Origin of the sequence: Nocardia yamanashiensis, assembly GCF_021183565.1 — a bacterium.
GTDB lineage: Bacteria > Actinomycetota > Actinomycetes > Mycobacteriales > Mycobacteriaceae > Nocardia > Nocardia yamanashiensis.
Window position 1 is genome coordinate 7584792 of record NZ_CP089226.1, and the last position, 25190, is coordinate 7609981.

24 protein-coding genes and 1 riboswitch are annotated in these 25190 nt (G+C 70.2%); of the genes, 14 read left to right on the plus strand and 10 right to left on the minus strand.

Annotated features, from left to right (window positions below; translation table 11 throughout):
• Positions 1–9: 9 nt before the first annotated feature.
• Both glgX and LTV02_RS34875 read right to left on the minus strand, forming a co-directional pair.
• Positions 10–2127, minus strand: coding sequence for a glycogen debranching protein GlgX (gene glgX / locus LTV02_RS34870; RefSeq protein ID WP_233035830.1), 2118 nt, complete (start codon positions 2125–2127; stop codon positions 10–12).
• 9 nt (positions 2128–2136) lie between these two features.
• Positions 2137–3114 carry a bifunctional helix-turn-helix transcriptional regulator/GNAT family N-acetyltransferase gene (locus LTV02_RS34875; protein WP_233035831.1) on the minus strand — a complete coding sequence of 326 codons (978 nt, stop codon included), beginning with the start codon at positions 3112–3114 and terminating at the stop codon, positions 2137–2139.
• Between the two features lie 192 nt (positions 3115–3306).
• On the opposite strand from LTV02_RS34875, the gene LTV02_RS34880 reads away from it, so the two are divergent.
• Positions 3307–4569, plus strand: coding sequence for an adenosylmethionine--8-amino-7-oxononanoate transaminase (locus tag LTV02_RS34880; protein WP_233041841.1), 1263 nt, complete (start codon positions 3307–3309; stop codon positions 4567–4569).
• 10 nt (positions 4570–4579) lie between these two features.
• On the opposite strand, the gene LTV02_RS34885 is transcribed toward LTV02_RS34880, so the two are convergent.
• The gene (locus tag LTV02_RS34885; RefSeq protein WP_067717185.1) at positions 4580–4873 is read right to left on the minus strand and encodes a hypothetical protein; all 294 of its coding nucleotides are present in this window, start codon (positions 4871–4873) and stop codon (positions 4580–4582) included.
• A 98-nt stretch (positions 4874–4971) separates the two neighbouring features.
• Between LTV02_RS34885 and LTV02_RS34890 the strand changes: the two genes are divergently transcribed.
• Together LTV02_RS34890 and bioD are read left to right on the plus strand one after the other, a co-directional pair.
• Entirely contained in the window at positions 4972–6126 is a 1155-nt protein-coding gene (locus LTV02_RS34890) for an 8-amino-7-oxononanoate synthase (RefSeq protein WP_233035832.1), read from the plus strand.
• 91 nt (positions 6127–6217) lie between these two features.
• Complete coding sequence (gene bioD, locus LTV02_RS34895; RefSeq protein ID WP_233035833.1) at positions 6218–6907, plus strand: dethiobiotin synthase; 690 nt, start codon at positions 6218–6220, stop codon at positions 6905–6907.
• 11 nt (positions 6908–6918) lie between these two features.
• On the opposite strand, the gene LTV02_RS34900 is transcribed toward bioD, so the two are convergent.
• Positions 6919–7125, minus strand: a complete 207-nt coding sequence (locus LTV02_RS34900; protein WP_233035834.1) for a hypothetical protein — start codon at positions 7123–7125, stop codon at positions 6919–6921.
• Between the two features lie 90 nt (positions 7126–7215).
• Between LTV02_RS34900 and LTV02_RS34905 the strand changes: the two genes are divergently transcribed.
• The 6 genes from LTV02_RS34905 (at position 7216) to LTV02_RS34930 (ending at position 13965) form a co-directional block, all read left to right on the plus strand.
• Entirely contained in the window at positions 7216–8430 is a 1215-nt protein-coding gene (locus LTV02_RS34905; protein WP_233035835.1) for a DUF1800 family protein, read from the plus strand.
• A gap of 151 nt (positions 8431–8581) precedes the next feature.
• Positions 8582–9835, plus strand: coding sequence for a DUF1501 domain-containing protein (locus tag LTV02_RS34910; RefSeq protein ID WP_233035836.1), 1254 nt, complete (start codon positions 8582–8584; stop codon positions 9833–9835).
• A gap of 329 nt (positions 9836–10164) precedes the next feature.
• On the plus strand, positions 10165–10848 hold the full coding sequence (locus LTV02_RS34915; protein ID WP_233035837.1) for a response regulator transcription factor: 684 nt from the start codon (positions 10165–10167) through the stop codon (positions 10846–10848).
• Positions 10838–12088: a sensor histidine kinase gene (locus LTV02_RS39405; protein ID WP_269821584.1), complete on the plus strand. Its 1251-nt coding sequence runs from the start codon at positions 10838–10840 to the stop codon at positions 12086–12088. The genes LTV02_RS34915 and LTV02_RS39405 overlap by 11 nt, the downstream gene beginning before the upstream one ends.
• Positions 12089–12274: 186 nt before the next feature.
• Entirely contained in the window at positions 12275–12757 is a 483-nt protein-coding gene (locus tag LTV02_RS34925; RefSeq protein ID WP_233035838.1) for an SRPBCC domain-containing protein, read from the plus strand.
• Between the two features lie 59 nt (positions 12758–12816).
• Positions 12817–13965 carry an alpha/beta fold hydrolase gene (locus LTV02_RS34930; protein ID WP_233035839.1) on the plus strand — a complete coding sequence of 383 codons (1149 nt, stop codon included), beginning with the start codon at positions 12817–12819 and terminating at the stop codon, positions 13963–13965.
• A 39-nt stretch (positions 13966–14004) separates the two neighbouring features.
• Here the strand turns inward: LTV02_RS34930 and LTV02_RS34935 are convergent, their stop codons facing one another.
• The 5 genes from LTV02_RS34935 to LTV02_RS34955 form a co-directional block, all read right to left on the minus strand.
• Positions 14005–14892, minus strand: coding sequence for an aldo/keto reductase (locus LTV02_RS34935; RefSeq protein WP_233035840.1), 888 nt, complete (start codon positions 14890–14892; stop codon positions 14005–14007).
• Positions 14893–14955: 63 nt separating this feature from the next.
• A complete protein-coding gene (locus LTV02_RS34940) occupies positions 14956–15957 on the minus strand; it encodes an ABC transporter substrate-binding protein (protein ID WP_233035841.1) in 1002 nt (333 codons plus the stop codon).
• Between the two features lie 134 nt (positions 15958–16091).
• Positions 16092–16976 (minus strand): ABC transporter ATP-binding protein, encoded by an 885-nt coding sequence (locus LTV02_RS34945; protein ID WP_233035842.1) that lies wholly within the window; start codon positions 16974–16976, stop codon positions 16092–16094.
• Positions 16973–18001 carry a FecCD family ABC transporter permease gene (locus tag LTV02_RS34950; RefSeq protein ID WP_233035843.1) on the minus strand — a complete coding sequence of 343 codons (1029 nt, stop codon included), beginning with the start codon at positions 17999–18001 and terminating at the stop codon, positions 16973–16975. The genes LTV02_RS34945 and LTV02_RS34950 overlap by 4 nt, the downstream gene beginning before the upstream one ends.
• Before the next feature lie 31 nt (positions 18002–18032).
• A riboswitch (cobalamin riboswitch) is annotated at positions 18033–18148 on the minus strand.
• Between the two features lie 111 nt (positions 18149–18259).
• Complete coding sequence (locus LTV02_RS34955) at positions 18260–18844, minus strand: TetR/AcrR family transcriptional regulator C-terminal domain-containing protein (protein ID WP_233035844.1); 585 nt, start codon at positions 18842–18844, stop codon at positions 18260–18262.
• A 107-nt stretch (positions 18845–18951) separates the two neighbouring features.
• On the opposite strand from LTV02_RS34955, the gene bioB reads away from it, so the two are divergent.
• Genes bioB through LTV02_RS34970 form a run of 3 tightly spaced genes read left to right on the plus strand, consistent with a single transcriptional unit; the run spans position 18952 to position 20942 of the window.
• A complete protein-coding gene (bioB, locus tag LTV02_RS34960) occupies positions 18952–19989 on the plus strand; it encodes a biotin synthase BioB (protein ID WP_233035845.1) in 1038 nt (345 codons plus the stop codon).
• A 12-nt stretch (positions 19990–20001) separates the two neighbouring features.
• Positions 20002–20223: a biotin synthase auxiliary protein BsaP gene (bsaP, locus tag LTV02_RS34965; protein ID WP_233035846.1), complete on the plus strand. Its 222-nt coding sequence runs from the start codon at positions 20002–20004 to the stop codon at positions 20221–20223.
• Positions 20223–20942 (plus strand): DUF2567 domain-containing protein, encoded by a 720-nt coding sequence (locus LTV02_RS34970; RefSeq protein WP_233035847.1) that lies wholly within the window; start codon positions 20223–20225, stop codon positions 20940–20942. The genes bsaP and LTV02_RS34970 overlap by 1 nt, the downstream gene beginning before the upstream one ends.
• Positions 20943–21341: 399 nt before the next feature.
• Here the strand turns inward: LTV02_RS34970 and LTV02_RS34975 are convergent, their stop codons facing one another.
• A complete protein-coding gene (locus LTV02_RS34975) occupies positions 21342–22187 on the minus strand; it encodes an NUDIX hydrolase (protein WP_269821585.1) in 846 nt (281 codons plus the stop codon).
• Positions 22188–22264: 77 nt separating this feature from the next.
• On the opposite strand from LTV02_RS34975, the gene nadA reads away from it, so the two are divergent.
• Both nadA and LTV02_RS34985 read left to right on the plus strand, forming a co-directional pair.
• A complete protein-coding gene (gene nadA, locus LTV02_RS34980; protein WP_067717142.1) occupies positions 22265–23302 on the plus strand; it encodes a quinolinate synthase NadA in 1038 nt (345 codons plus the stop codon).
• Positions 23303–23416: 114 nt separating this feature from the next.
• The gene (locus tag LTV02_RS34985) at positions 23417–25132 is read left to right on the plus strand and encodes an L-aspartate oxidase (protein WP_233035848.1); all 1716 of its coding nucleotides are present in this window, start codon (positions 23417–23419) and stop codon (positions 25130–25132) included.
• Positions 25133–25190: the final 58 nt, after the last annotated feature.

Below are 25190 nucleotides of genomic sequence, written 5' to 3' on the forward strand. Positions count from 1 at the left end.
CGGTATCGATCATGCCGTACGGCGGAGGACGAGCAGACAACGTGCGGGGACTTGCACGGTGGACGCGGCGGGGTGCACGCGCGGCGCGGCGGGTATGCCGGTGGGGGCGGAGCAGTCCAGGGCTATCTCCCAGTTATTGCCGTGTTCCGGGTCGGGCAGGGTGAAATCGAGCGCCGCGTCGTGGGCGTTGAAGCAGAGCAGGAACGAGGCGTCGGTAATGCGTTCGCCGCGCGGCCCGGGTTCGCGAATGCCGTCGCCGTTGAGGAAGACGGTGAGCGAGCGGCCGAAACCGTTGTCCCAATCCGGATCGGTCATGGGCGCGCCGTCCGGGGTGAACCAGGCGATGTCGTCGGGATGGTCGTGAGTGGGGGCGGGGCGCCCGTCGAAGAAGCGCCGCCGCCGGAACACCGGGTGCGCGGCGCGCAGAGCGACTGCGCGGCGGGTGAATTCGAGCAGATCGGCCTGGGCGTCCAGCAGCGACCAGTCCATCCAGGACAGGGCGTTGTCCTGGCAGTAGGCATTGTTGTTGCCCTGCTGGGTGCGGCCGAATTCGTCGCCGTGCAACAGCATCGGGGTGCCCTGGGACAGCAGCAGGGTGGCGAGCAGATTGCGTTGCTGGCGGGCGCGCAGGGCCAGGATCGCCGGATCGTCGGTCGGGCCTTCGACGCCGCAGTTCCAGGAGCGGTTGTAGTTCTCGCCGTCCAGGTCGCCCTCGCCGTTGGCGGCATTGTGTTTCTCGTTGTAGGACACCAGATCCGCGAGGGTGAAGCCGTCGTGCGCGGTGACGAAGTTGATGCTGGCCGAGGGGCGGCGGCCGGTGGCCTCGTACAGGTCCGAGGAGCCGGTGAGCCGGGAGGCGAACTCGCCCAGGGTGGCCGGTTGCCCGCGCCAGTAATCGCGCACGGTGTCACGGTATTTGCCGTTCCATTCGGTCCAGGCCACCGGGAAATTGCCGACCTGATACCCGCCCTCGCCGACGTCCCACGGTTCGGCGATCAGCTTGACCTGGCTCACCACCGGATCCTGGTGCACCAGATCGAAGAAGGTGGACAGCCGGTCCACATCGTGCAGTTCCCGGGCCAGGGTGGCGGCCAGGTCGAAGCGGAAACCGTCCACGTGCATCTCGAGGACCCAGTAGCGCAGCGAATCCATGATCAGTTGCAGGGTGTGCGGATGCCGGACGTTGAGGCTGTTGCCGGTGCCGGTGTAGTCCATGTAATGCTGCGGATCATCGTCCACCAGACGGTAATACGCGGCATTGTCGATGCCCCGGAAGCAGATGGTCGGCCCGAATTCATTGCCCTCGGCGGTGTGGTTGTAGACCACGTCGAGGATCACTTCGATATCGGCGGCGTGCAGGGCGCGCACCATGGCCTTGAATTCGCTGACCGCCGCGCCGGGCGCCGGGCTCGCGGCGTATTCGGCGTGCGGGGCGAAATAGCCGAAACTGTTGTAGCCCCAATAGTTTCGCAGGCCGCGGTCCAGCAGGATGCGGTCGTGCAGGAACTGGTGCACCGGCATCAGTTCGACGGCGGTGATGCCCAGGCCGCGCAGGTGCTCCACGATCGCCGGATGCGCCATGCCCGCGAAGGTGCCGCGCAGGGGCGGCGGGACCTCCGGATGGGTTTGCGTCATGCCCTTGACGTGGGCCTCGTAGATGACGGTCTCGTGATAGGGCCGCCCGGGCGCGCGGTCGCCGGCCCAATCGAAGAACGGGTTGATGACCACGCCGGTCATGGTGTGGCCCAGCGTGTTCTGACCGTGGTTGTAGGGTGCGGCATCGGCCCCGAACTCGCCGGTGAACGCCTTGCCGTACGGGTCGAGCAGCAGCTTGGTCGGATCGCAGCGCTGCCCCAGCGCCGGATCGTAGGGTCCGTGCACGCGGAAACCGTAGCGCTGACCGGGGCCGACGCCGGGCAGATAGGCGTGCCAGACGTACCCGTCCACCTCATCCAGGGGGATGCGGGTCTCGCGGTCGCGCTCGTCCAGCAGGCACAGCTCGACTCGCCGGGCGACCTCGGAGAACACCGAGAAATTGGTGCCGGCTCCGTCGTAGGTCGCGCCCAGCGGGTAGGCGGTTCCCGGCCAGACCCCGAGCGGGGCTTGGTCGGTGGTCGCGGGGGCCATGCCCAGACCCTATCGGTCGGGCGTGCGGTCCTCGCCGAGTGCCCTGCGCCAGGTCTGGCCGAGGAGATCGTGGCCGAAACTGTGGTGCGAATTCGATTCCGCCAATTCGAATCCGGCGCGCTCGTAGATGCGCCGGGCGGCGGTCAGCACGTCATTGGTCCACAGCACCAGTTCGCGATAGCCGGCCGCGGTGGCGAAGCGCAGGCATTCGTCCACCAGCGCGCTGCCCACGCCCAGTCCGCGGGCCGACGGTTCCACCAGCAGCAGGCGCAGCCGGGCGGTGGTATTGCTCTCCCGCATGCAGTAGACCGCGCCGACCGGGACGCCGTCGTACTCGGCGATCCACGCGCGCTCCCGTTGCGGGTCAAGGGAATTCAAATAGTCGGCGACGATGCGGGCAACCAGCGCCTCGTACTCCTCGTTCCAGTCGTACTCCTCGGCGTAGAGCACCGCGTTGCGCTGGATCACCCAGCCGTGATCGCCCGGCTTCGGAGCGCGCAAGGTGACATGAGCCGGGTCCGGCTCACCCGCGTCGAGAATGTTCTCGATGGTGCGCATGGCGCCGACCAGCCGGTTCCGCGCCGCCGGCGAATGCGGCCCCAGCAACTCGCCGATCTCGCGCTGCGACCGCGAATCCAGCTCCGCGAACACCTCCCGTCCCGCCGCCGTCAGCACCACCACCTGCTTGCGCGCATCGGTCTCCGACCGCCGCCGCGCCACCAGCCCCCGCTCCTCGAACCGGGTCAGCATCCGGCTCAGATACCCCGCGTCCAGATCCAGATCCCGCCGCAGCGCCACCACCTCGGCGGCCCCGAAACTGGCCAGTTCGAACAGCACTCGCGCCTCGGTCAGCGAGAATTCGGTATCGAGCAACCCACCCCGCAGCACTCCGATGATGCGCGTATACCGCCGGTTGAACGCACGCACCGCGGCGATGTGCCGCGCATCGACGGTGTGACCGGTGTATTCGCTGGCGCTGGTCGCCATGGTCGGCTCCAATCCTTTGACTTGGTCAAAGAATACGCCGTGCGGGCCGGTCGTGGCCGGATTCGCCGGGATTCCCGCTGACCGCACCCGGACTCCCGGAAACGCTGTTCCGGTGATAACTTGAACGGCGTTCAAGGCTGTCGCGGCGGGTGCCGGGCGGCCGGTCACCGACCCGGAGGACGACCCGTGGCAATGACCCCCGACGAGATCAGCGCCGTCGACGCGGCGCACGTGTGGCATCCCTACGGCGGGTTCCCGGCCAGTACCGAGCCGCTGGTCGTCGCGTCCGCCTCGGGTACCCGATTGACCCTCGCGGACGGGCGGGAACTGGTCGATGGCATGAGCTCGTGGTGGGCGGCGGTGCACGGGTACGCGCATCCGGTGCTGGACGCGGCGCTGCTGGCGCAATCGCGGCGGATGAGTCATGTCATGTTCGGCGGGCTGACTCACGAACCGGCCGTGCGGCTTTCGCAATTGCTGGTGGAGCTGACGCCGGAGGGGCTGGACAAGGTTTTCCTCTGCGATTCCGGATCGGTGTCGGTGGAGGTCGCGGCGAAGATGTGCCTGCAATACCAGCGCGCGCTCGGGCGGCCGGAGAAGCGGCGGCTGTTCACCTGGCGCGGCGGGTATCACGGCGACACCTTCACGCCCATGAGCGTGTGCGATCCCGAAGGGGGCATGCACTCGCTGTGGACCGATGTGCTCGCCACCCAGGTCTTCGCGCCGACGCCGCCGAGCGAGTATGAGCCGCAGTACGTTTCGGAACTGGAACGGCTGCTGGCCGAGCACGCGCACGAGGTGGCGGCGGTGATCGTCGAGCCGATCGTGCAGGGGGCGGGCGGGATGCGATTCCACCATCCGCGCTACCTCGAAGATCTGCGCCGGCTCTGCGACGAGCACGGCGTGCTCCTGGTGTTCGACGAGATCGCCACCGGATTCGGGCGCACCGGAACGTTTTTCGCCGCCGACGCGGCCGGGGTGCGGCCCGATGTGATGTGCGTGGGCAAGGCGCTCACCGGCGGGTACATGACACTCGCCGCGGCGCTGTGCACTTCCGAGATCGCCGAGACGATCAGCCGCGAGCACGGCGGGCTCATGCACGGGCCCACCTTCATGGGCAATCCGCTGGCCTGCGCGGTGGCGGTGGCATCCATCGAACTGCTGCGGTCGCGGGACTGGCAGGGCGAGGTGCGGCGCATCGAAGCGGAACTGAAAACCGGGCTCGCACCGGCGCGGGAACTCCCCGGCGTGGCCGAGGTGCGGGTGCTCGGCGCCATCGGCGTGATCGAACTAGACCATTCGGTAGACATGCGGAAGGCGACGCATGCCGCAGTCGACTCCGGCGTGTGGTTGCGGCCCTTTCGCAACCTGATCTACTCCATGCCGCCGTTCATCAGCGGCACCGCGGACGTCTCGCGGATCACGACGGCCATGCTCGCGGCTGCTGCCGTCTGATCGCGATCGGTCAACGGCTGGCGCGTTTTTCCTTCACCCGATCGGGACTCTCGCTGTCCGACAGCACTTCCCAGACGCGGAAAACGCAGTGATAGTCGTCGGACCAGCCCCGGGCGATCAGCATGAAGGTGTCGCCGTCGCGCAGGATGGTGCGGCGGCTGACCATCTTCGGATGATCGGGGATGAATTTCGACACGAGGTCGGGCACCTTCGCGAGGGCTTGTTCGCGGGTGCCCACCACCTCGGTGAGGACCTTCGGACTCCAGCTCTTGCTATCCCCGAAGCCGGTCGTCTGCTCGACCACTATGGCCCACCGTGGCATCGCGCAGCCTCCTTACGCCTACCACCATAGCGCCGGCCGGCCAGTGACACTTGAACGCCGTTCAAGTATGCTTCCGAGCTGTGACCGCCGATCCCCTCAGCTGGCTGGACCGTCGCGCCGCCGAGCGCGTGGACGCCGGGCTGCGCCGTGAACTCCGCCCCCGCGCTCCCGAGACGGCGAGCATCGACCTCGCCTCCAACGACTATCTGGGCCTGGGCCGCCATCCCGAGGTCATCGAGGGCGGTATCGAAGCGCTGCGGAAGTGGGGCGGCGGGTCCACCGGTTCGCGTCTGGTCACCGGCACCACCACCGAACACGAGGCGCTGGAAGCCGAACTGGCCGAATTCGTGGGCGCGGAAGCCGGACTGGTCTTCGCCTCCGGGTACGCCGCCAATCTCGGTACGGTGACCGCCTTGGCCGGCCGGGACGCGCTCATCGTCTCCGACGCGGGCAGCCACGCCTCGCTGGTCGATGCCTGCCGCCTCTCGCGCGCCCGGGTGGAGATCGCGCCGCACCGGGATGTCGCCGCCGTGGACCGATTGCTGTCCGCGCGCACCGAGGAACGCGCGCTGGTGCTCACCGACTCGGTCTTCAGCGCGGACGGTGACCTCGCGCCCCTGGCGGACCTGCATCGCGTAACCCGGGCCAACGGCGCGGTTCTCATCGTCGACGAAGCCCACGGTCTCGGCGTGCGCGGCGCAGGCGGCCGCGGCCTGGTCCACGAGGTGGGCCTGGCCGGTGCGCCCGATCTCATCATCACGGCCACCCTGTCCAAGGCGTTCGGCTCCCAAGGCGGCGTGGTCCTCGCCCCCGAACGGGTCCGCGCCCATCTGATCGACACGGCGCGCACCTTCATCTTCGACACCGGCCTGGCGCCCGCCGCCGTCGGCGCGGCCCGGGCCGCCCTCCGCCTGCTGCGCGCGGACCCCGATATGGCCACCCGGGTCCTGGCCCGCGCCACCGACCTGGCCCGCATAGCCGGTGTCCCGCAACCCGATTCGGCCGTCGTCTCGGTCGTGCTCGGCGAAGCCCAGGTCGCCTACGACGCCGCCCAGGCCTGCCGGGCTCGCGGTCTCGACGTCGGCTGCTTCCGCCCCCCATCGGTCCCCGAGGGCACCTCCCGCCTCCGCCTGACCGCCCGCGCCAATCTCACCGAGGCCGAACTGGCCACCATCGCAACAGTTCTCGACGAAGTCCTGGCCACCGCCCGAAACCGCCGCCCCGTCTCCGCATGACCTGTCACCGGCACGGTTGCCGCGCCCGCCCCGGCAACCGAATCCGTAGCCGCACTTACCTTTCCGCACCCGCTGTTCGAGAGGCGACACCGTGACCCTGCTCTTCATCACCGGCACGTCGACCGATGTCGGCAAGACCGTCGCCACGGCCGCCCTCGCCGCGACCGCCCGCGCCGCCGGAGCCTCGGTGGCCGTGGTCAAACCCGCCCAAACCGGCGTGGCCCCGGGCGAACCCGGCGATCTCGCCGAGGTTGTCCGTCTCAGCGGCGTCACCCGCACGGTCGAACTGGCCCGCTACCCCGAGCCGCTTGCCCCCGACACCGCCGCCCGCCGCTGCGGCGCGCCACTGCTCACCCTCGCCGAAACCGCCGCCGCCATCGAGTCGTGCGCCGACGCCGACCTCACCCTGGTCGAGGGCGCGGGCGGGCTGCTGGTCCGCATCGGCGAATTCACCCTCCTGGACCTCGCGCAGAAACTCGACGCCCCGGTCCTGCTGGTGGCCGCCGCCGGTCTCGGCACCCTCAACCACAGCGAGTTGACCACCCGCGCACTGCAATCCGCCGGCGTGCGCTGCGCGGGCCTGGTCATCGGCTCCTGGCCGGAAACCCCCGACCTGGCTTCGGAATGCAACCGCACCGACCTGCCCGCCGTCACCGGCGTGGACCTGGTCGGATCGCTCCCCGCCGGAGCCGGCGGCTGGCCCGCGGACCGCTTCACCGCCGCGGCTCCCGGCTGGTTCGACCCTGCCTGGTCTGCCCACTACCTGCACCCCGCGAAGTAGCCCGCGGCCGGTCAGGTTCGCGGATAGAAGACGCGGTTTTCGGCGAGCAGTACTGCCGCAGCGGCGATTTCGCGGTCGGAGCCGTCCAGCAGGGGGAGCACGTCGTCCGCGTGAAAGACCGGCAGGTGCAGGGAACCGTGCTGGTGAGCTTCGACGAGGCGCACGATCAGGTCGCCCGGGAGCCGGGGCGGCGGGGTGCGGTGGTCGGGGGAGGGCATGGCCGACAGCATTCCGGGGTGGGGTGACAGGTGGCGGTGCGCGAATGTCGGCTCATGAATTCCTAATGGGTGCTCTGCCAGGGTTGGGGGATGGACGAGTTCGCGGCGATCGCGCACGTGCTGCGGCGGACGACTTTCGGGCCGTTTCCGGGGGCGGTCGAGCGCTGGGGCGGCCGGGCGGCGGTGCTCGACGGGGTGCTGGACGCGCCCGCGCTGGAGGTGGGGGCTCCGGTGTTCGACGACGGGGACGAGGACAATGCCGGTGGGCCGGTGGAGGTTTGGCTGCGGGCCATGCGGGATCCCCGGGCGGGAGTGCACGAGAAGCTGGTGTGGTTCTGGCACGGGCATTTCACGTCGAGCCATGACAAGGCGGATTCGTGGGAGCTGATGTGGCGGCAGCATCGGGTGCTGCGGCGGCATGCGCTGGGGAACTTCCGGGAGCTGGCGTGCGCCATGACCGTGGACGGGGCCATGTTGCAGTGGCTGGACGGGGACGGGTCGGTGGTGAGTGCGCCGAACGAGAATCAGGCGCGGGAGCTGCTGGAGCTGTTCACCGTGGGGCGGGGGAATTACGGGCAGGCGGATGTGCGAGCGGCGGCGGTGGCGTTGTCGGGCTGGTCGGTGGATGCGGGCGGCGCGGTGTCGTTCGAGCGGGAATCGGGGAATTCCCGGCGGGTTTCGCTGCTCGGCCGGGAGGTGGTGGGGGCCCGGGATGTCGTCGATGTGCTGTGCGATCGGGTGGAGTGCGCGCGGCTGGTGGCCGGGAAACTGCATTACTTCTTTGTCGGAGGAGTGGCTTCCGAACAGCGGCTGGGGGAGTTGGCGACGATCTTCCAGTCGGCGGGGCTGGAGATCCGGCCCCTGGTCGAGGCGATACTGCGGCACGAATCGTTCGCCGCGGCCGTGCACACGCGGCCGCGCTATCCGGTCGAATGGGTGACCGCCGCGCACGCAGTGTGCGGAATCGATGATCCTGCACTGGCTTTCGAGGCCATGACCGGGCTCGGCCAGTCGCCGTTCTATCCGCCGAACGTGGCGGGCTGGCCGCCGGGCACGCGCTGGCTCGCCCCGGGCACGGCCGTCGCCCGCGCGGCGGCCGTGGTGGACGCCCCGGTGCTCGGCGAAATCGCCGGAGCCGCGGACCCGGTCGCCGTCGCGTTCGCGCGCGCGGGCATCCACGCGCCGACCGCCGCGACCACCACGGCGGCGCGCGATCTCGTCTTCGCGCTGCGCCGCGATCCGCGGCAGGCCGCTTCCGCGCTCCTGGCGCTGGTCCTCACCGCACCGGAATTCGTGCTGGCATGAATTCGGTCGACTGGACGAGCCAGGTCTCCGCTATCGCCGCGATCGGGCGTGCGTGCTCCGGTATCCGAGAGCGCTTCCCGGATCACCGCTCGGCCGCCCTCGATCCTGGCGTCGGCGCGGCATCGTCAGCTCCACGAGCACAAGGAATCTCATGATCGAATTCGATCGCCGCACCGCGTTGCGGGCCGGGCTCGCCGTCGGCGCGCTGGGCGTGGCAGGCGGGTTCGCGGCCCGCGAAATGACCCGTACGCCGTCACCGTCGGCGACCAAGCCACCGGCCCCACCGCGCCCCGCCGCACTCGCGCATCGCAAACTGGTCGTCATCGAAATGGCCGGGGGCAGTGACGGATTGTCGATGACCGTGCCCTACACCGACTCCCGCTACCGAGACCTGCGCCCCACCACCGCGATCGACGCCGAGCGCGTGCACCCCATCGACTCCGCGCTCGGCTTCCACCCCGAACTGGCGCTGCTCGCCGCGGGCGGGGCGGCGGTGGTGCCCGGCGTCGGCATCGCCACCCCGGATCTCTCCCACTTCGAGATGCTGCACCGCTGGCAGACCGGCGATCCGGACGGCACCGTACGCCCCGGCACCGGATTCCTCGGCCGGCTGTGCGATCACCTCGGGGATGCGAGCGCACCGGCCGTCGGCGTGGCCCTGGGCACGGGCGACAGCCGGGCGCTGGCCTGCGAGAAGGTCACCACCCTGTCGGTGGATGCCGAAAACGACGGCCTGTTCCCGGTTTTCGAGGACGAGAACGTGCGTGCCGCCTGGCTGGCCGCCCAACGCGCCATGGCGCATCCCGACCGCGCGGACACCCCGCTGTTCGCCACCGCCCGCGCCGGAACCGCTGCCGCCCTGCGCTTCTCGGACGCCGTCGCGACCCTGCCGCCCGCCGCCGACGGCTACCCCGGCACCGATCTCGCCGTCCAATTGCGGCTGGCCGCCCGCCTGCTCGCCGACGATGCCCTCGGCCTGCGCATCATCCACATCCCCATGGGCGCGGATTTCGACACCCACACCGACCACCCCGCCCGCTACGCCGCGCTCATGTCGGACCTGGACGCCGCCCTCGCGGCCTTCCGCGCCGATCTCGCCGCCCGCCGCCTCACCGACCGCGTGCTGATCTCCGCCTACAGCGAATTCGGCCGCCGGGTCCCCGACAACGGCTCGAGCGGCCTGGACCACGGCGCAGCGGGCACCGCCCTCCTCCTCGGCCCGGTGAACCCCGGCGTCTTCGGCGAGATCCCCTCCCTGCGCGCCCTGGACGCCGACGACAATCTCCGCGCCACCACCAACATGACCGAGTTCTACGCCACCCTCGCCGAATCCTGGTTCGGCGTCCCCGCCACCGACGTCCTCCCCGGCGCACCCCGCCCGATCCCGGGCGTGATCGCCGCATGACGGGCCGCGCCTCGGGGGCAACTCTCGTCCCGGTTCCGGGGGTGATCGCCGCATGACCGGCCGCGCCTCAGGGGCAACTCTCGTCCCGGTTCCGGGGGTGATCGCCGCATGACCGGCCGCGCCTCGGGTGCAACCCTCGCCCAGATCCCGGGGTGGTCGCCTCATGACTTGTCGCGCCTTGGGAGCACCTTTCGCTCAAATCCCGGGGGTGATCGCCGCATGACCCGCCGCGCCTCAGGGGCAATCCTTGTCAGCAGCACTTCTGCGGGTGTTTTGCCTGATTCGGTCTTGGTGGTGCGCCACCTGCCCGGACTTCTTCGGGTGCTGTAATGGCGAAGGTGCGGGTGCTGGTGTGCGAGGACGATCGGGAGCTCGGCGACGAGGTCGCCGCGGGATTGCGGGCCGCCGGGTTCGCGGTGGACCTGGCGCGTGATTACGCCGACGCGGACTTGAAGATCGCGGTCAACCACTACGACTGCCTGGTGGTCGATCGCGGCCTGCCGGACGGCGACGGACTGGATCTGGTTCGGGCGCAGCGCGATTCGGGCCGCCGCACCCCGGTCCTGATGCTCACCGCTCGCGACGCCCTCGCCGACCGCCTGGACGGTTTCGCGCACGGCGCGGACGATTACGTGGTCAAACCGTTCGCCATGGACGAACTGGCCGCCCGCGTCCGTGCGCTCTGCCGCCGTCAGGAGCTCCCCGAACCGACCCGCACCACCGTGGCCGACCTGGTGATCGATCGTCCCCGGCGGCGCGTGCATCGCGCGGGCACCCTGCTCACCCTGACGCCCAAGGAGTTCGGCGTGCTGGAGTTGCTGGCCGTCCGCGCGGGCACCGTGGTCACCCGCGCCGAACTCATCGAATGCTGCTGGGATGAAATGGCCGAACCCGCGTCGAACGTCGTCGACGTGATCGTCCTCCAGCTCCGCCGCAAACTCGGCGACCCGCCCCTCATCGAAACCGTCCGCGGCGTCGGCTTCATGATCGGCTCGGTGCGCAATGCGCCGTGACCGCGCGTCGGCGCTGACGCCGGGCCGGTTCCGGCGGACGCGCTGGGCGTTGACGGGGTTGTTCACGGTGATCACGGCGCTCTGCCTGATCGTGCTGGGCGGCGTTGCGGCGTCGATCGATTCGCAGTCGCGGGACCGGGCGCTCAACGACGGGGTCGATCGGGTGGTGACCGGATTGGCGCGGGAGGTGTATTGGGACGAGGACGGGAACGCTGATCTGGAGGTGGTGCGTGATGACGACCTCGCCCAGGGGACCACGGCGGTCGCGGTGCTGGTTCGGGACGGGGAGGGCCGTTGGCGGGAAGCGTTCGCGCACGAGCGCGCCGGACTGCCGGAGCAGCTGACCGAACTCGCCGCGCATACGGCCGACGCCGAGGAACTGGTGCTGAGCACGCTGCCGGATCGCGACGGGAACCGGGTGCGGGTGGCGGCGGAACCGGTGTGGGGCAATGAATCCGAGGTGAGTGCGGTGGTTTTCGCGGCGGCGGGGACCGCGGCGGGTGAGCGGGACCATCGGCGTCTGCTGCTGGCCCTGGAGTTGGGCGGGCTGGCGCTCGTCGCGGTGGCCGCGCTGGCCGGGCATCTGCTGTCGGGCGTGAGTATGCGGCCCGCCGCGCGCATGCTGGCCGAACAGGAGCGATTCCTCGCCGACGCCTCGCACGAACTGCGCACCCCGCTGACCAAGCTGCGCCTGTATCTCGATGCGGCCCTGCGTGATCCGGCGGATGCCCGGCGCGCTGTCACCGATGCCCGCACACTCACCGACCGCATGGGCCGCCTGGTCACCGGCCTGCTGGCGCGCACCCGCGCCGAGACCGGCATCGGCGAACTCGATACTCAGCGCCTGCATCTGGATCAATTGGTCGAAGGCGTGGTGGCCGAGAGCGGCCTGCCCGGCATCGACCTGCGCACTGAACCCACTGCGGTACACGCTGATCCGGACCTGCTGTCCCTGGCGGTGCGCAACCTCGTCGACAATGCCGCGGTGCACGGCGGCGCGCCGATCGAGGTGACGGTGGCGCGGGGCCGCGTCACCGTGCGCGACCACGGCCCGGGATTGGATCCCGCCCTGGCCGATCCGTTCGAGCGCGGCGCGACCGGCACGGGCGGGCGGCACGGCATCGGCCTGTCGATCGTGCGCTGGGTGGCCCAGGTACACGGCGGCTCGGTCGAGATCGCCGACGCGCCCGACGGCGGCGCGGTCGCCACACTCGCGCTGCCGCCCGCCCCCGAGGCGTGATTTCGCCCCGCCCCGAAGGCCGGCCTGCCGCGCGTCGCCACCTCGGGCCGGGGGCGGCGATGGCGATCCACGCCCATCCCGCCGAGGGCGATCGTGAGCCGGGCGCATTCGGCGCGACACGCAAGCCCCCTGGCGGTTCCACCCAACCTCCTGTGATCTAGGTCACCTCGGGCGTATGGTGCTCGCGTGACCGCCACCAATGTCGAATGGCTCGTGAGTGCGCAGCGTCCGAACGTTTTCCGCGCGCTGCTGGACGCGCGCTCGGTCCGCACCTGGATGGTGCCGGACGGAATGACCAGTCGCATCCACGAATTCGATGCGCGGGTGGGCGGGCGCTTCCGCATCTCGCTCACCTACGACGTGCCGAACGCGGCGGGCAAGACCTCGGCGCGCACCGACACCTTCCACGGCTGTTTCGCCCGGCTGGTCCCGAATTCCGAAGTGGTGCAGACGGTCGAGTTCGAGACCGAGGATCCGGAATTACAGGGTGAGATGACGATCAGCTACACCCTGGCCGACGCGCCCGGCGGCACCCGCATCGTGGCCCGGCACGACAACCTCCCGCCCGGCCTGTCCGCCCAGGACAACGAGGTCGGCTTCCGCATGGCGCTGTCCCGGCTGGCCGCGGTGGCCGAACGCTGGGTGGCCGCGCATCCCGAACCCGAGTGACCCGGCCGGCTCCCCGGTAGGGCTTGATCGTTTCCGGCTCGTGCTTACAGTGGGTTGGTATGGCCTTGCCGGATTACCCCAATCCGTCCACGGTCGCCGAGTACGACGACCGGCGGCGCCGGGCCCGCCTGCTCGACACCCGCTGGGGGCAGGACTGGGTGCGCTGGCGGCGCGCCCGGCTGTTCCTGTTGCGGCTCAGCCTGATTCCGCTGGTGCTGCTGGTGATCTTCGCCCAGTACATGGCGCGCGACGTGGCCCCGGAACGCGCCCGGCTCGCCCGCACCACGCCCGCGGTGCTGCCCATCGCCGGTCCCGCCGACCCGCAGGCCCGGGACACCGCCGTTTTCGACCTGGTCGGGCTCGGCGTGCTCGACGCCTCCGACACCGCCCGCGCCCTGCCCGCCCTCGCCCGGCTGGGTTCGGTGTGGGCGGTGCGCTACGACAATGCCGGTATCGACACCAAGGTGATCGCGGACCTGATCGTGAAGGTCACCGAGGCGGCGAAGATCCCGAACGTCACCCTGGTCGGGCACAGCATGGGCGGGGTGATCGCGCTGGAGATCGCCGCCCACCTGCACACCGAGAGCACCCGGAAAGTCGTTGCGGTGGTACTGGATTGCACGCCCGTCGACCTGCACGCGGTGCGCCCGGAAAGCCGCGACCAGGGCGAGAACATGCAGCGCTGGATGGGCTGGATACCCGGCGCGCGCGAGAGCCGGATCCTGCGCTTCACCGTCGAGACCTATGCCCGCCACGAGCGATTCCTGCGCGGCCGCAACGGTTTCCGCGCCGATGAATTCCGCGAGGTGGTGCTGGACGTGCTGGAGGACAAGATCTTCAATACCGACACCGCCAGCAACGGCCTGATCGAAGCCCAGTTCAAGGCGATCGTGTCGGGCGGCGCGGTCGACGATCTGCGCGCCCTGGCCAAACCGGCGGACGGCAAACCGCGCCCGGCCATCGTGTTCATCCGGCCGCACGAGGCCTACCGCGATCCGATCGTGGACGTCGAGTACTCGCATCGGGCCTTGATCGACCGGGTGGGCGGTGTGGACGGCACCCTGCTGGTGGTGACGACCCGGACCACCGCCCACGCCAATCCGATTCAGCGTCCCGAGGAGTACAACACGGTCATCGCGCAGCAGATCGTGCCGTTCGTGCGGCTGGTGCAGCGGGAATCCGGGACGGGAGCCACGGCGGGCCGATAGCGCGCCTCGCGGACCGGCGGGCTCACGCTGCGGGCCGGATCACGCCGTCGCGGTGGCCAGTTCCGACAGGCGCGCGAACTGGGCGTCGGACAGGCGCACCGAGCGGGCCGCCACGTTCTCCGCGAGATGTTCGAGCGAGGTGGTGCCCGGAATCGGCAGGATGGTGGGGGAGCGGTGCAGCAGCCAGGCCAGCGCGGTCTGGGCGGGCGTGGCCCCGATTTCGGTGGCGACTTCGGCGACCGGCGAACCCGGGCCGGTGACCGCGCCCCCGGCGACCGGGAAGAACGGAATGAACGCGATCCCTTGGGCGGCGGCGTAATCCACCACGTCCTCGTGACCGCGTTCGGCCAGGTTGTACATGTTCTGCACGCTGGCGATCGGGGTGATCTGCTGCGCGGCCCGCAACTGTTCGACGCTGACCTCGGACAGGCCGATATGCCGCGCCTTGCCCTCCTCGACGAGCTGCTTCAGCGCGCCGATCTGATCCTCGAGCGGGTACGCCGGATCCAGGCGATGCAGCTGCAACAGGTCGATACGGTCCACTTTCAAACGGCGCAGGCTCAATTCGGTCTGCTGGCGCAGGTAGGCGGGGTGCCCGAGCGGTACCCATTCGACCGGGGAGGGCCGCAGCACGCCGACCTTGGTGGCGATCACGACCTGATCGGCGTACGGGTGCAGCGCCTCCGCCACCAGTTCCTCGTTCTCGCCGAGCGCGTACGAGTCGGCGGTGTCGATGAGGTTCACGCCCAGCTCGACGGCCTTGCGCAGCACGGCCTTCGCCGATTCCCGATCGGCCGGCGCCCGCCAGATATGGCCCATGCCCGCCTCGAACCCCGGCTCCGGGGCGGCGGCCAGCCGCATGGTGCCGTAGCCGAGCCGGTCGACCGTGAGATCGCCGCCGAGTTCGAATGTGTTCGCCATCGCCATATCCCTTCGCACTGTGGTTGCGGTGGGGTTGAACTCGGCGGCGGTCCGGGGCATTCCCGGCGGCTAGCGGACCGTGTCGTCGAATGCCGGGCGGATGCCGGAGCGCGGCGCCAGGTTCCAGGTCTCGAGCTGGACGCGGACCTGTTCGGCGGCATCGATGTTCAGCGGGCCGCTGGTCCACAGCGCGTACGGCAGGTTCAGGAACCGGCCCGCCGTGACCGCGCGCAGATTCTGGATGCCAGGCTTGGCACGCAACAGGTCCACCTTCTGCTGGAAACTCTGCGGCGGATAGTCCACGAAAACGATGGCATCCGGATCGGCCGCCGCCAGCCGCTCCCAAGACACCGCGGTCCAGGTGTCGGATACGTCTTCCAGTGCGTTGCGGGCGCCCGCGGCTTCCAGAATCGCCTGTGGCGCACCGAATTTCCCGCTGGAGAAGACGGTGTCGGAGGCGCTGTCGAACACGAAGATCGTGGGGGTGCGCTCGGGTCGCGGCGCGGCCCGCAATGCCGCGAGCCGGCGGTCGATATCGGCGGTGAGCTGCGCGGCCCGCTCGCTCCTCCCGGTGATGGCCCCCAAATCCGTGAGATCGGTCCGCAGTGCCGTCCACGCGTCGGTGATCCCGCGTTCCCCATCGGCCTGCCGGCAGCTCTCGGTCAGCACATACGGCGCGGCGCCCGCTGTCCGCAGCGAATCCGGCGTCAGGTTCGTCGCCTCGGAGTATCCGTAGTTCCAGCCCGCGACCATCACATCCGGCCGCTGCGCCAGCACCGTCTCCCGCGAAGGGTATTCCGGCGCAACCTGATTCAGCCGGTCCACCGCATCGCCGTAATGCCGCCGCAGCGTGTCGGCATCGCGCTTCAGGCTGGACACCGCCGCCACCTGATCCTGTGCGCCCAGCGCCAGCGCCATGGAGATCAGGTTCCCGTCGTTGACGAACATCCGCTGCGCCGGCGCCGGAAACGCCGCCTCCACACCGCAATTCCGCACGGTCAGATTCCCGCTCGCCGCCTGCGGACTCCCGCACCCCGCCACCGCGATCGCCACCACGGCCGCGGCCCCCACGACTCGCCCCGACCGGGTTCCTTTCGCCGACCTGCGTTTCGCGACTCGCTGCGCGGAGCCGGGCTTCGCTCCGCGTGCTACCGCGCCGCCGTCCGTGATCGGCGTAGCAGTCGCCGCGAATCTCGTAATCCTCTTCACGCCTGAGCCTTTCGCGCAGTGATCAGCAAATGTGTTTCCCCGGTCTCCGGATGCGCGACCCGCGTCGCGCCCACCCCGAAAACCTTCTCGAGCACCTCGTTCCGCAGGGCTACCCCCGGCTCCGCCAGCGGTTCGGCCCGCCCGTCGTGCACGACCAGCACCCGGTCGCAATACCGGTCCGCCAGCGCCAGCTCGTGCAGGCTCATGACCACGGTCCGCCCCAATCCCCGCGCCAGTTCCAGTAATTCGAGCTGATGCGTCACATCGAGGTGATTGGTCGGCTCGTCCAGCAGCAACACCGGCGTCTCTTGCGCCAGCGCCCGCGCCAGCATCACCCGCTGACGCTCGCCGCCCGACAGCCGATGCACCGCCCGTCCTTCGAACCCCGCCAGATCCACCCGCCGCAGCGCCTCCGCCACCACGGCCCGCTCCCCGTCCCCGCCCGCACCCCACGGCGGCAGATACGGCGTCCGCCCCAGCGCCACCAGCTCTCCGGCGAGCAGATCCTCCGGCGGCCGCTCGTCCTGCCCGACCATCGCCACCAGCCGCGCCCGCTCCCGCCCCGAAATCCGATGCACCGCATGCCCGCCCACGCGCACCGCACCGTGGACCGGCGCGGTCAGCCCGGCCAGCGTCCGCAACAGCGTGGTCTTCCCGCACCCGTTCGGCCCGACGATCCCCACCACCTCACCGGGCTCGACGGCGAACTCGACGCCCGCCACCACGGTCTGCCGCCCCGCCGCACAAGCCAGCCCGCGCACCTCGATGCCGACCGCCCCGGCGGATCGGGCCGCGATTTCCGTGGTGGCGTTCGTGTCCGATGCGGCGCGCCGGAACCACCGGTGGGCCGAGGCGCCCGCTGCGTTCCGCCGCCGCCTCATGCCGCACCGAACCGGTAGCGGCGGCGGCCCATCAGGAGCAGGAAGGCCGGTGCGCCGATGAGGCCGGTGAGGACGCCGACCGGGATTTCGGTGGGGCGCACCAGGACCCGGGTGGCGGCGTCGGCGGCCACCAGGAAGATCGCGCCGCAGAGGGCGGAGGTGGGGAGCAGGATGCGGTGGCGGGGGCCGACCAGGAGGCGGGCGGCGTGCGGGACGACCAGGCCGACGAAGCCGATGCCGCCGGAGACCGCCACCAGCACGCCCACCAGGATCGCGAGCAGGATGAACAGGGCGATTCGCAGCTCGCGCACCGGGACTCCGATGGAGGCGGCCGCGTCGGGACCGAGATTGAGTGCGTCGAGCCAGTTGGCGGCCAGCATGAGGGCGGCCGCGCAGGCGGCTACGACCGTGGCGGGGAGCAGGATTCGGGTCCAATCCGCGCCGGAGAGGCTGCCCAGCAGCCAGAACAGCACCGATTGGGCGGCGGCGGGATCACTGCTGCGGAAGATCAGGTAACTGCTGAAGGCGGCGAAGGCCGAGCCGAGCACGGTGCCGGTCAGAACCAGGCGCAGCGGCGTCAATCCGCCTTGGGCCAAGGCGATCACGAACACCGCCGCGGCGGCGAGCAGGGCACCCGCGAGGGCTCCGGCCGACAGCGCCCAGAGTCCGGCGCCGGCGAACACCCCCGAGGTGATGACCGCCGCCGCACCCACTCCCGCGCCGGAGGACACCCCGAGCAGGTAGGGATCGGCGAGCGGATTGCGCACCAGGGTCTGCATGGCCGCTCCGGCGAGCGCGAGGCCCGCGCCCACGATGGCGGCGAGCACGGTGCGCGGCACCCGCAATTGCCACACGATGGTGTCCAGCCCGGAATTCGCGGCGTCCCCGCTGATCCGCCGGACCAGTACGTCGACGACCGAGCGCACCGGCACGATCTCCGCACCGAACCCCGTCGCCACCACCATGGCGACGATCAGCAAACCCCCGAGCAGGGGTATCCACAACGATGTCCGCGCACGGCTCATCGACCTAGCTCCACAGGCAAATCGCGGCCTCTCCAGAGTTCCTTCGGCAGGGGAGGTCTGACTCGCGCGCGAAACCCGCACGCTCACAGTGGCGCGACCGCTCCGGATTCTCACCGGATTCCCGCACCTGCCAACGACAACGCCGAAACTCTACCGTCCGGTCTCGAACGTCCACGCCACCACCTTTATTGAAAACTATTTCCAATAAAGGTGGTGGCGCCCGTCGCGGGGTGCGTGCGGGGGTGATCCCGCCGCGGCTCAGCGCACGCGGGTGCCGAGCAGGTGACGGACGCCCGAGACGAAGAGTTGCAGGCCGAAGTCGAACCGCGCCGTCGCATCCACGGTGTCGTGCAGCGGCGAATTCTCCTCGGTGAGCGCGCCCGCGGAATCCATCTGGATGCGCGACTGCTCGTCCACGGTCTGACCGAGCACGTAGTACAGCAGCGTGAACGCCGCGAGATCGGCTTCCTCCCTGGTCATTCCGGCGCGAATGGCGGCCGAGGCCAGGCGCTCGCGGCCCTTGGAGGTGGTGAGCCGGGAGGCGTAGGTGGACGAAACCAGTTCCGCCCCATCGCGATAGGTGAGCAGGCAGGACCGCAGCCGGTGCGCGAGCTCGGTGATCTGACTCGACCACTCGGTCGCCTCGACGGCCTCGTCCATGGGCGCGAGAATCCGGTCCGCCACCGCGCCCAGCAGCGCCTGCTTATTGGGGAAATGCCAGTACAGCGCCCCGGGCTGGACATGCAGCGATCCGGCCAGCCGTCGCATGGTGAGATCCGCGAGGCCGTACTGATCGAGAATGGCGATGGCCCCGTCGACCACATCCGTGCGGTGCAGTTGCACTGATTCCGACCCCTTCGTGTTCCGGCTCACGTTTCCGGCTGCTAGCCTACCCTGAACACCGTTCAAGTTGCTCGGCCTACGGGGCCGGACGAAGGGATTTGCGCGCCATGACCCAGGCAGCCGTCACCACCGAAGCCGCCGGCCCGGCCGGCGACGACATTCTCGCCATCGCCCGCGAGCAGGTGCTCGAACGCGGCGTCGGCCTGAACCAGGAACAGACCCTCGAGGTGCTGCGGCTGGGCGACGACAAGCTCGAGGAACTGCTCGCCCTCGCGCACGACGTGCGCATGAAGTGGTGCGGTCCCGAGGTCGAGGTCGAGGGCATCATCTCGCTCAAGACCGGCGGCTGCCCGGAGGACTGCCACTTCTGTTCGCAGTCCGGCCTTTTCCAGTCGCCGGTGCGCGCCGCGTGGCTGGACATCCCCTCGCTGGTCGAGGCCGCCAAGCAGACCGCCAAGACCGGCGCGACCGAATTCTGCATCGTGGCCGCCGTGCGCGGACCCGATGAGCGCTTGATGGCGCAGGTCGCGGCCGGCGTGGAGGCCATCCGCAACGAGGTCGACATCCAGGTCGCCTGCTCGCTCGGCATGCTGAACCAGGATCAGGTGAATCAGCTGGCCGCCATGGGCGTGCACCGCTACAACCACAATCTCGAGACCGCGCGCTCGCACTTCCCGAACGTGGTCACCACCCACACCTACGACGAGCGCTGGGAAACCCTGCGCATGGTGCGCGAGGCCGGTATGGAGGTCTGCTGCGGCGGCATCCTCGGCATGGGCGAATCCCTGGAGCAGCGCGCCGAATTCGCCGCCGACCTGGCGTCGCTGGAGCCGGACGAGGTGCCGCTGAACTTCCTCAACCCGCGCCCGGGCACCCCCTTCGGCGACCTCGAGGTGCTGCCGGCCGCCGACGCGCTGCGCGCCGTGGCCGCCTTCCGCCTCGCGCTGCCGCGCACCATCCTGCGTTTCGCGGGCGGTCGGGAGATCACCCTCGGCGACCTCGGCGCCAAGCAGGGCATTCTCGGCGGCATCAATGCCGTCATCGTCGGCAACTACCTGACCACCCTGGGTCGTCCCGCCGAATCGGATATCGATCTGCTCGGCGAACTGAAGATGCCGATCAAGGCGCTGAACGAAACGCTCTGAGATAGTAGGAAGATGGTCGTGGACATCGAGGAGCGATACAACCCGTTCACGGGTAAGCGCGTGGTGCCGGGTCTGGACGACCCGATTCCACCTTCCGCCGCACTGGGATTGGAGCCGCCGCGCTTCTGCCAGCAGTGCGGCCGCCGGATGATCGTGCAGGTCAGCCCCGACGGCTGGTGGGCGAAATGCTCCCGGCACGGGGTGCTCGACTCCAGCGATCTGGAACGCCGCTAGTGGCAGCCACCGTGGCCGGCGCCGCGCCCGGGAGGCTATCCGCCGAGGTCGTCAAGCGGGAGGGCCGGGCCGCGGCGCTGGTCTTCCTCGCTGTCGCCGCGTTCAGCGCGCTGGGCGGGGTGGTGTGGGCGTATCTGGCTCCCGCCGAACAGCTTCTGGTGGTGGAGCCGGATCGCGGGGCGCCGCTGACGGGGGAGAGCACGCATCGGTTCGATGCGGTGGCCATCTACGTGCTGATCGCCATGGTGGTCGCGGTGCTGACCGCGGTGGCGACCTGGCGGTGGCGGCGGGTGCGCGGGCCGATCCTGCTGGTCGGTCTGCTCGCCGGTGCGGCGCTTGGCTCTTCGCTCATGCGCTGGGTGGGGGAGGCGGTGGCCGAGCAATTGCACACCCGGCCGGCGCATCCTCCGGTGAAGTCGATCGTGGAGATCGCGCCCATCGTGGAAGGCTGGCCGGTGCTGCTGGTGCAGCCGCTGCTGGCGGCGCTGGTCGTGCTGATCATGGCCGCGCTCAGCACATCCGACGATCTGGGCAGTGGTGAGTACCTGCCGTTCGGTGGGGAACTGCCGCAGCCCGAGGTCGTCGCACCCGGCTTCGGCACCGCCATGACCTACGGCCCGTATGCCAATGGCGCTCCGGCGCAACCGCTCGGCCCGCGCGATCCCGTGGTGCCGTTCGAGGCTCCCGGCGCCGTGCCGGAATCCGATCGCACCCGCTGAGATTCGCCGCACCGCGATCCGCGCACTGCTCGCCGGGCGCGCGGAAATTCACTGGCACCTGTCGGTGGGCGCCCTTACCGTGGAGCCGGACTTCACGGATGTAAGGGGGACCGGCCATGGGCGCCGTCGCTTCTCAGCCCGGTCCCGCCCCGGAAACCGCCGGGGAGCGACCGGGTCTCACCGCGTGGCGGCAGCGCCACGAACTACGCCGATCCAATGCGGCGCAACCCGTTCCGAGCGGACGGGCATACAAGCGCGCCGACAAACACCGCAAGCGCGATCGCGATTAGTCAGCGCCCGTCATCCCGACCTGTTTCCCCGTCATCCCGGCATGCTTTGAGCCGGGATCCACACGGTATGGATTCCGGCTGAAAGCATGCCGGAATGACGAAGTGGCGGTTAGCTGGGCGGTCGCAGGGCCGCGAATTCGTCCGTCACCCGGATCTCCGAGTCGGTGAATCGGTAGACCGCCGCGGGCCGTCCGCCCGCACGCCCGGGAGAAGCCGTCGCACCGGTCGGAGTGATCACCTTGCGCCGGGACAGGACTCGTTGCAGGTTCGTGGTATCCACGTCGTAACCCAGTGCCGCGCAATAAATCTCGCGCAGCGTGGACATGGTGAATCGCTCCGGCGCGAGCGCGAAGGCGATGTTCGTGTACGAGAGCTTCGCCGCCAGCCGGGTGCGCGCGTGCTCCACGACGATGCCGTGATCGAAGGACATGGCGGGCAATGCCGACACCGGATGCCAGCGGGTGTCCGGCGGCAGTTCCGGCTCCGCCGTCAACGGCACCAATCCCAGATAGGCCGAGGCGATCCGGCGATCCCCGGGCACCCGATGCGGATCGCTGAACACCGACAGCTGCTCCAGATGCGTCAGCTCCCGCACATCGACCTTCTCGGCCAGCTGCCGCGCCGCCGAGGCGTCCAGGTCCTCGTCGTCGCGCAAGCGCCCGCCGGGCAGCGACCAGGTGCCCTTCGCCGGGTCCAGCGCCCGCTCCCAGAGCAGTACCGCGAGTTCGGTGTGCTGGCCGGGCGGGCAGCGCTGGGTGACGGCAGCGGCCTTGCCGTCGGTTCCGGCGGTATTGCGTCCAGCGGCCGCGGAACTTGGCGCTGAACCGCGATTCGCATGTCCTGCACCACTTTCCGATCCGGTGCTAGCACTTCTACCTGCACCGACGGCGTCCGGGAAGCGACGAACCTGGAACACCGCGGTGAGCGTTTCGTGGATGGTGCTACTATGGGGCACGTTTTCGATTCTAAGTCGAAAACCGGTTGTATGCGAATCGGCGAAGCTGCCGGGCGCATGAGAGAAGGAGCCATGCCATGGCTGCACTAGGTGCGACGATCGCGCTGTCCGAGCGCATCGTGGACGGCCCGTCGGGTTTCGCGGGCGTCGAGGCGACGCCCGAGTGGGCGGCGGAGATCAAGCGGCTGGCGCGCGAGCGCAATGCCACCATCCTGGCGCACAACTACCAGCTGCCGGAGATCCAGGACGTGGCCGACCACGTGGGCGACTCCCTGGCGCTGTCCCGGATCGCGGCCGAAGCGCCCGAGGACACCATCATCTTCTGCGGCGTGCACTTCATGGCCGAGACCGCCAAGATCCTCAGCCCCGAGAAGACCGTGCTCATCCCGGATCAGCGCGCGGGCTGCTCCCTGGCGGACTCAATCACCGCCGAACAGCTCGCCGAATGGAAAGCCGAGCACCCGGGCGCGCTGGTGGTCTCCTACGTCAACACCACCGCCGCGGTGAAGGCGCTCACCGACATCTGCTGCACCTCCTCCAATGCCGTCGACGTGGTCGCCTCCATCGACCCCGACCGCGAGGTGCTGTTCCTGCCGGACCAGTTCCTCGGCGCGCACGTCAAGCGCCTCACCGGCCGCGAGAACATGCACATCTGGATGGGTGAGTGCCACGTGCACGCCGGCATCAACGGCGACGAGCTCAACGAGCAGGCCCGCACCCACCCGGATGCCGAACTGTTCGTGCACCCCGAATGCGGTTGCGCCACTTCGGCGTTGTACCTGGCCGGTGCGGGCGAGTTCCCGGCCGACCGCGTGCACATCCTGTCCACCGGCGGCATGATCGACGCCGCCAAGGCCGCCAAGTCCAAGCAGGTGCTGGTCGCCACCGAGGTCGGCATGCTGCACCAGCTGCGGAAAGCGGCCCCGGGCATCGACTTCCAGGCCGTCAACGACCGCGCCTCCTGCGCCTACATGAAGATGATCACCCCCGCCGCCCTGCTGCGCTGCCTGGTGGAGAACCGCGACGAGGTGCACGTCGACCTCGAGACCGCCGCCCGGGCCAAGAGCTCCGTGCAGCGCATGATCGAGATCGGCAACCCGGGCGGCGGCGAGTAGCCATGGCCCCCGCCGGGGCCGTGGGCATCGGCGTGGAAGAACTTCACCAACCTTCGGCCATGCGTCCATCATGGCGGCGGGTACGCACGGTCTCCCCGGGAAGGGGTGGATGTAGTGAACACATCCGTATCGATCACCTGGGAAGCCGAGGCCGACCTGGTGGTGGTGGGCGGCGGCGTCGCGGGTCTGACCGCGGCGCGCACGGCATCGCTGCGCGGGTTGCGCGTGCTGACGCTCAGCAAGGGCGGGCCCACCGACACCTCCACGCAGTACGCGCAGGGCGGGATCGCCGTGGTTGCGCCGCACGGGGATTCGGTGGAATCGCATGTGCACGACACCGTGGTGGCGGGGGCCGGGCTGTGTGATCCGGCGGCGGTGCGCTCCATTGTCGAAGGCGGCGTGGATGCCGTCGCGGCGTTGACCGATCTGGGCGCGGTGTTCGATCTCGGCCGGGACGGGGAGGTTTCGCGGACCCGGGAAGGCGGGCACAGCACCCGGCGAATCATTCACGCCGGGGGCGATGCCACCGGAGCCGAGGTGCAGCGGGCCTTGAACGCGGCCGGGCTGCCGGTGCTGTTCGGGGCCGCCGTCCTGGACATCGTGACCGGACCCGAAGGGGTGCGGGGCGTGATCGCGGTGTCGGAGCAGGGATTCGGCGTGGTGCACACGCCCGCCGTGCTGCTGGCCACCGGCGGGCTCGGGCAGTTGTACGCCTGCAGCACCAACCCCGCCGGGGCCACGGCCGACGGCATCGCGCTGGCGCTGCGGGCGGGTGCGCTGGTGTCGGATCTGGAGTTCCTGCAATTCCATCCGACCGTGCTGTTCACCCCCGGCGGGCTGGGGCGGCGGCCGCTGATCAGCGAGGCCGTGCGCGGCGAGGGCGCGACTCTCGTGGATTCCCAAGGTGAATCGGTCATGGCGGGCGTGCACGAACGCGGAGATCTCGCACCCCGCGATATCGTCTCGCGCGCGATCGCCGCCCGGATGCACACGCTCGGCACCGACCACGTCTACCTCGACGCCCGCCGCCTCGACGGCTTCGCCCAGCGCTTCCCCAACATCACCGCCTCGTGCCTGGCAGCCGGAATCGACCCGCGCAACACCCTCATTCCGGTCGCCCCCGCCGCCCACTACCAGTGCGGCGGCGTAGTCACCGACACCTCCGGCCGCACCGCAGTCCCCGGCCTCTACGCCGCCGGCGAGGTCGCACGCACCGGCCTGCACGGAGCCAACCGCCTCGCCTCCAACAGCCTCCTCGAGGGCCTGGTGGTCGGCGAACGCGCCGGTGCCGCCGCCGCCGAACGCGCCGGCAAAGCCGCCGCCATCTCCGAAGTCGGCCCCCTCCGCTTCCCCCGCGCCGACCGAAAACTCCTGCAAGAACTCATGACCGAACGCGCTTCGGTAGTCCGCGACGGCGACGGCCTCCGCTCCGCCGTCCTCCGCATGGTCGGCCTCATCTCCGACGTCAGCGCCCCCGACCTCCCCGTCCGCTTCGCCCTCGGCAAGGCCACCCCGCCCGCATCGCCGAACGGACAAGCCCCGGACGCCGCCACGGAAAACTCCGATTCGGCCCCAGCACGTTCGGATTCCGCCGCCGCGGTGATCCGCGAACTCGAGGACTCCGCACTGACCCTCACGGCCCGAGCCCTCCTGCTGGCCGCCGCCGCCCGCACCGAAAGCCGCGGCTGCCACACCCGTTCCGACCACCCCGACCCGCGCGAGGAACTCCGCCGCAGCACCGCGGTCCGCCTCGGCGCCGACGGCCGCCCCAAACTGATCACCGACGGCTGGGCGGAAGACCCCGCGCCCTCGATGCGGTCCGCGTCGTGAGTCGCGCTGTCCACCGCAGGTCGGGAGGCGGCGACGCCGCCCGCGCCGGTCTGCACCC

Coding starts and splice junctions, on each gene's coding strand:
- glgX (WP_233035830.1), bottom strand. CDS start 2,127: ATGGCCCCCGCGACCACCGACCAAGCCCCGCTCGGGGTCTGGCCGGGA.
- LTV02_RS34875 (WP_233035831.1), bottom strand. CDS start 3,114: ATGGCGACCAGCGCCAGCGAATACACCGGTCACACCGTCGATGCGCGG.
- LTV02_RS34880 (WP_233041841.1), top strand. CDS start 3,307: ATGACCCCCGACGAGATCAGCGCCGTCGACGCGGCGCACGTGTGGCAT.
- LTV02_RS34900 (WP_233035834.1), bottom strand. CDS start 7,125: ATGCCCTCCCCCGACCACCGCACCCCGCCGCCCCGGCTCCCGGGCGAC.
- LTV02_RS34905 (WP_233035835.1), top strand. CDS start 7,216: ATGGACGAGTTCGCGGCGATCGCGCACGTGCTGCGGCGGACGACTTTC.
- LTV02_RS34910 (WP_233035836.1), top strand. CDS start 8,582: ATGATCGAATTCGATCGCCGCACCGCGTTGCGGGCCGGGCTCGCCGTC.
- LTV02_RS34915 (WP_233035837.1), top strand. CDS start 10,165: ATGGCGAAGGTGCGGGTGCTGGTGTGCGAGGACGATCGGGAGCTCGGC.
- LTV02_RS39405 (WP_269821584.1), top strand. CDS start 10,838: ATGCGCCGTGACCGCGCGTCGGCGCTGACGCCGGGCCGGTTCCGGCGG.
- LTV02_RS34930 (WP_233035839.1), top strand. CDS start 12,817: ATGGCCTTGCCGGATTACCCCAATCCGTCCACGGTCGCCGAGTACGAC.
- LTV02_RS34935 (WP_233035840.1), bottom strand. CDS start 14,892: ATGGCGATGGCGAACACATTCGAACTCGGCGGCGATCTCACGGTCGAC.
- LTV02_RS34945 (WP_233035842.1), bottom strand. CDS start 16,976: ATGAGGCGGCGGCGGAACGCAGCGGGCGCCTCGGCCCACCGGTGGTTC.
- LTV02_RS34950 (WP_233035843.1), bottom strand. CDS start 18,001: ATGAGCCGTGCGCGGACATCGTTGTGGATACCCCTGCTCGGGGGTTTG.
- bioB (WP_233035845.1), top strand. CDS start 18,952: ATGACCCAGGCAGCCGTCACCACCGAAGCCGCCGGCCCGGCCGGCGAC.
- bsaP (WP_233035846.1), top strand. CDS start 20,002: ATGGTCGTGGACATCGAGGAGCGATACAACCCGTTCACGGGTAAGCGC.
- nadA (WP_067717142.1), top strand. CDS start 22,265: ATGGCTGCACTAGGTGCGACGATCGCGCTGTCCGAGCGCATCGTGGAC.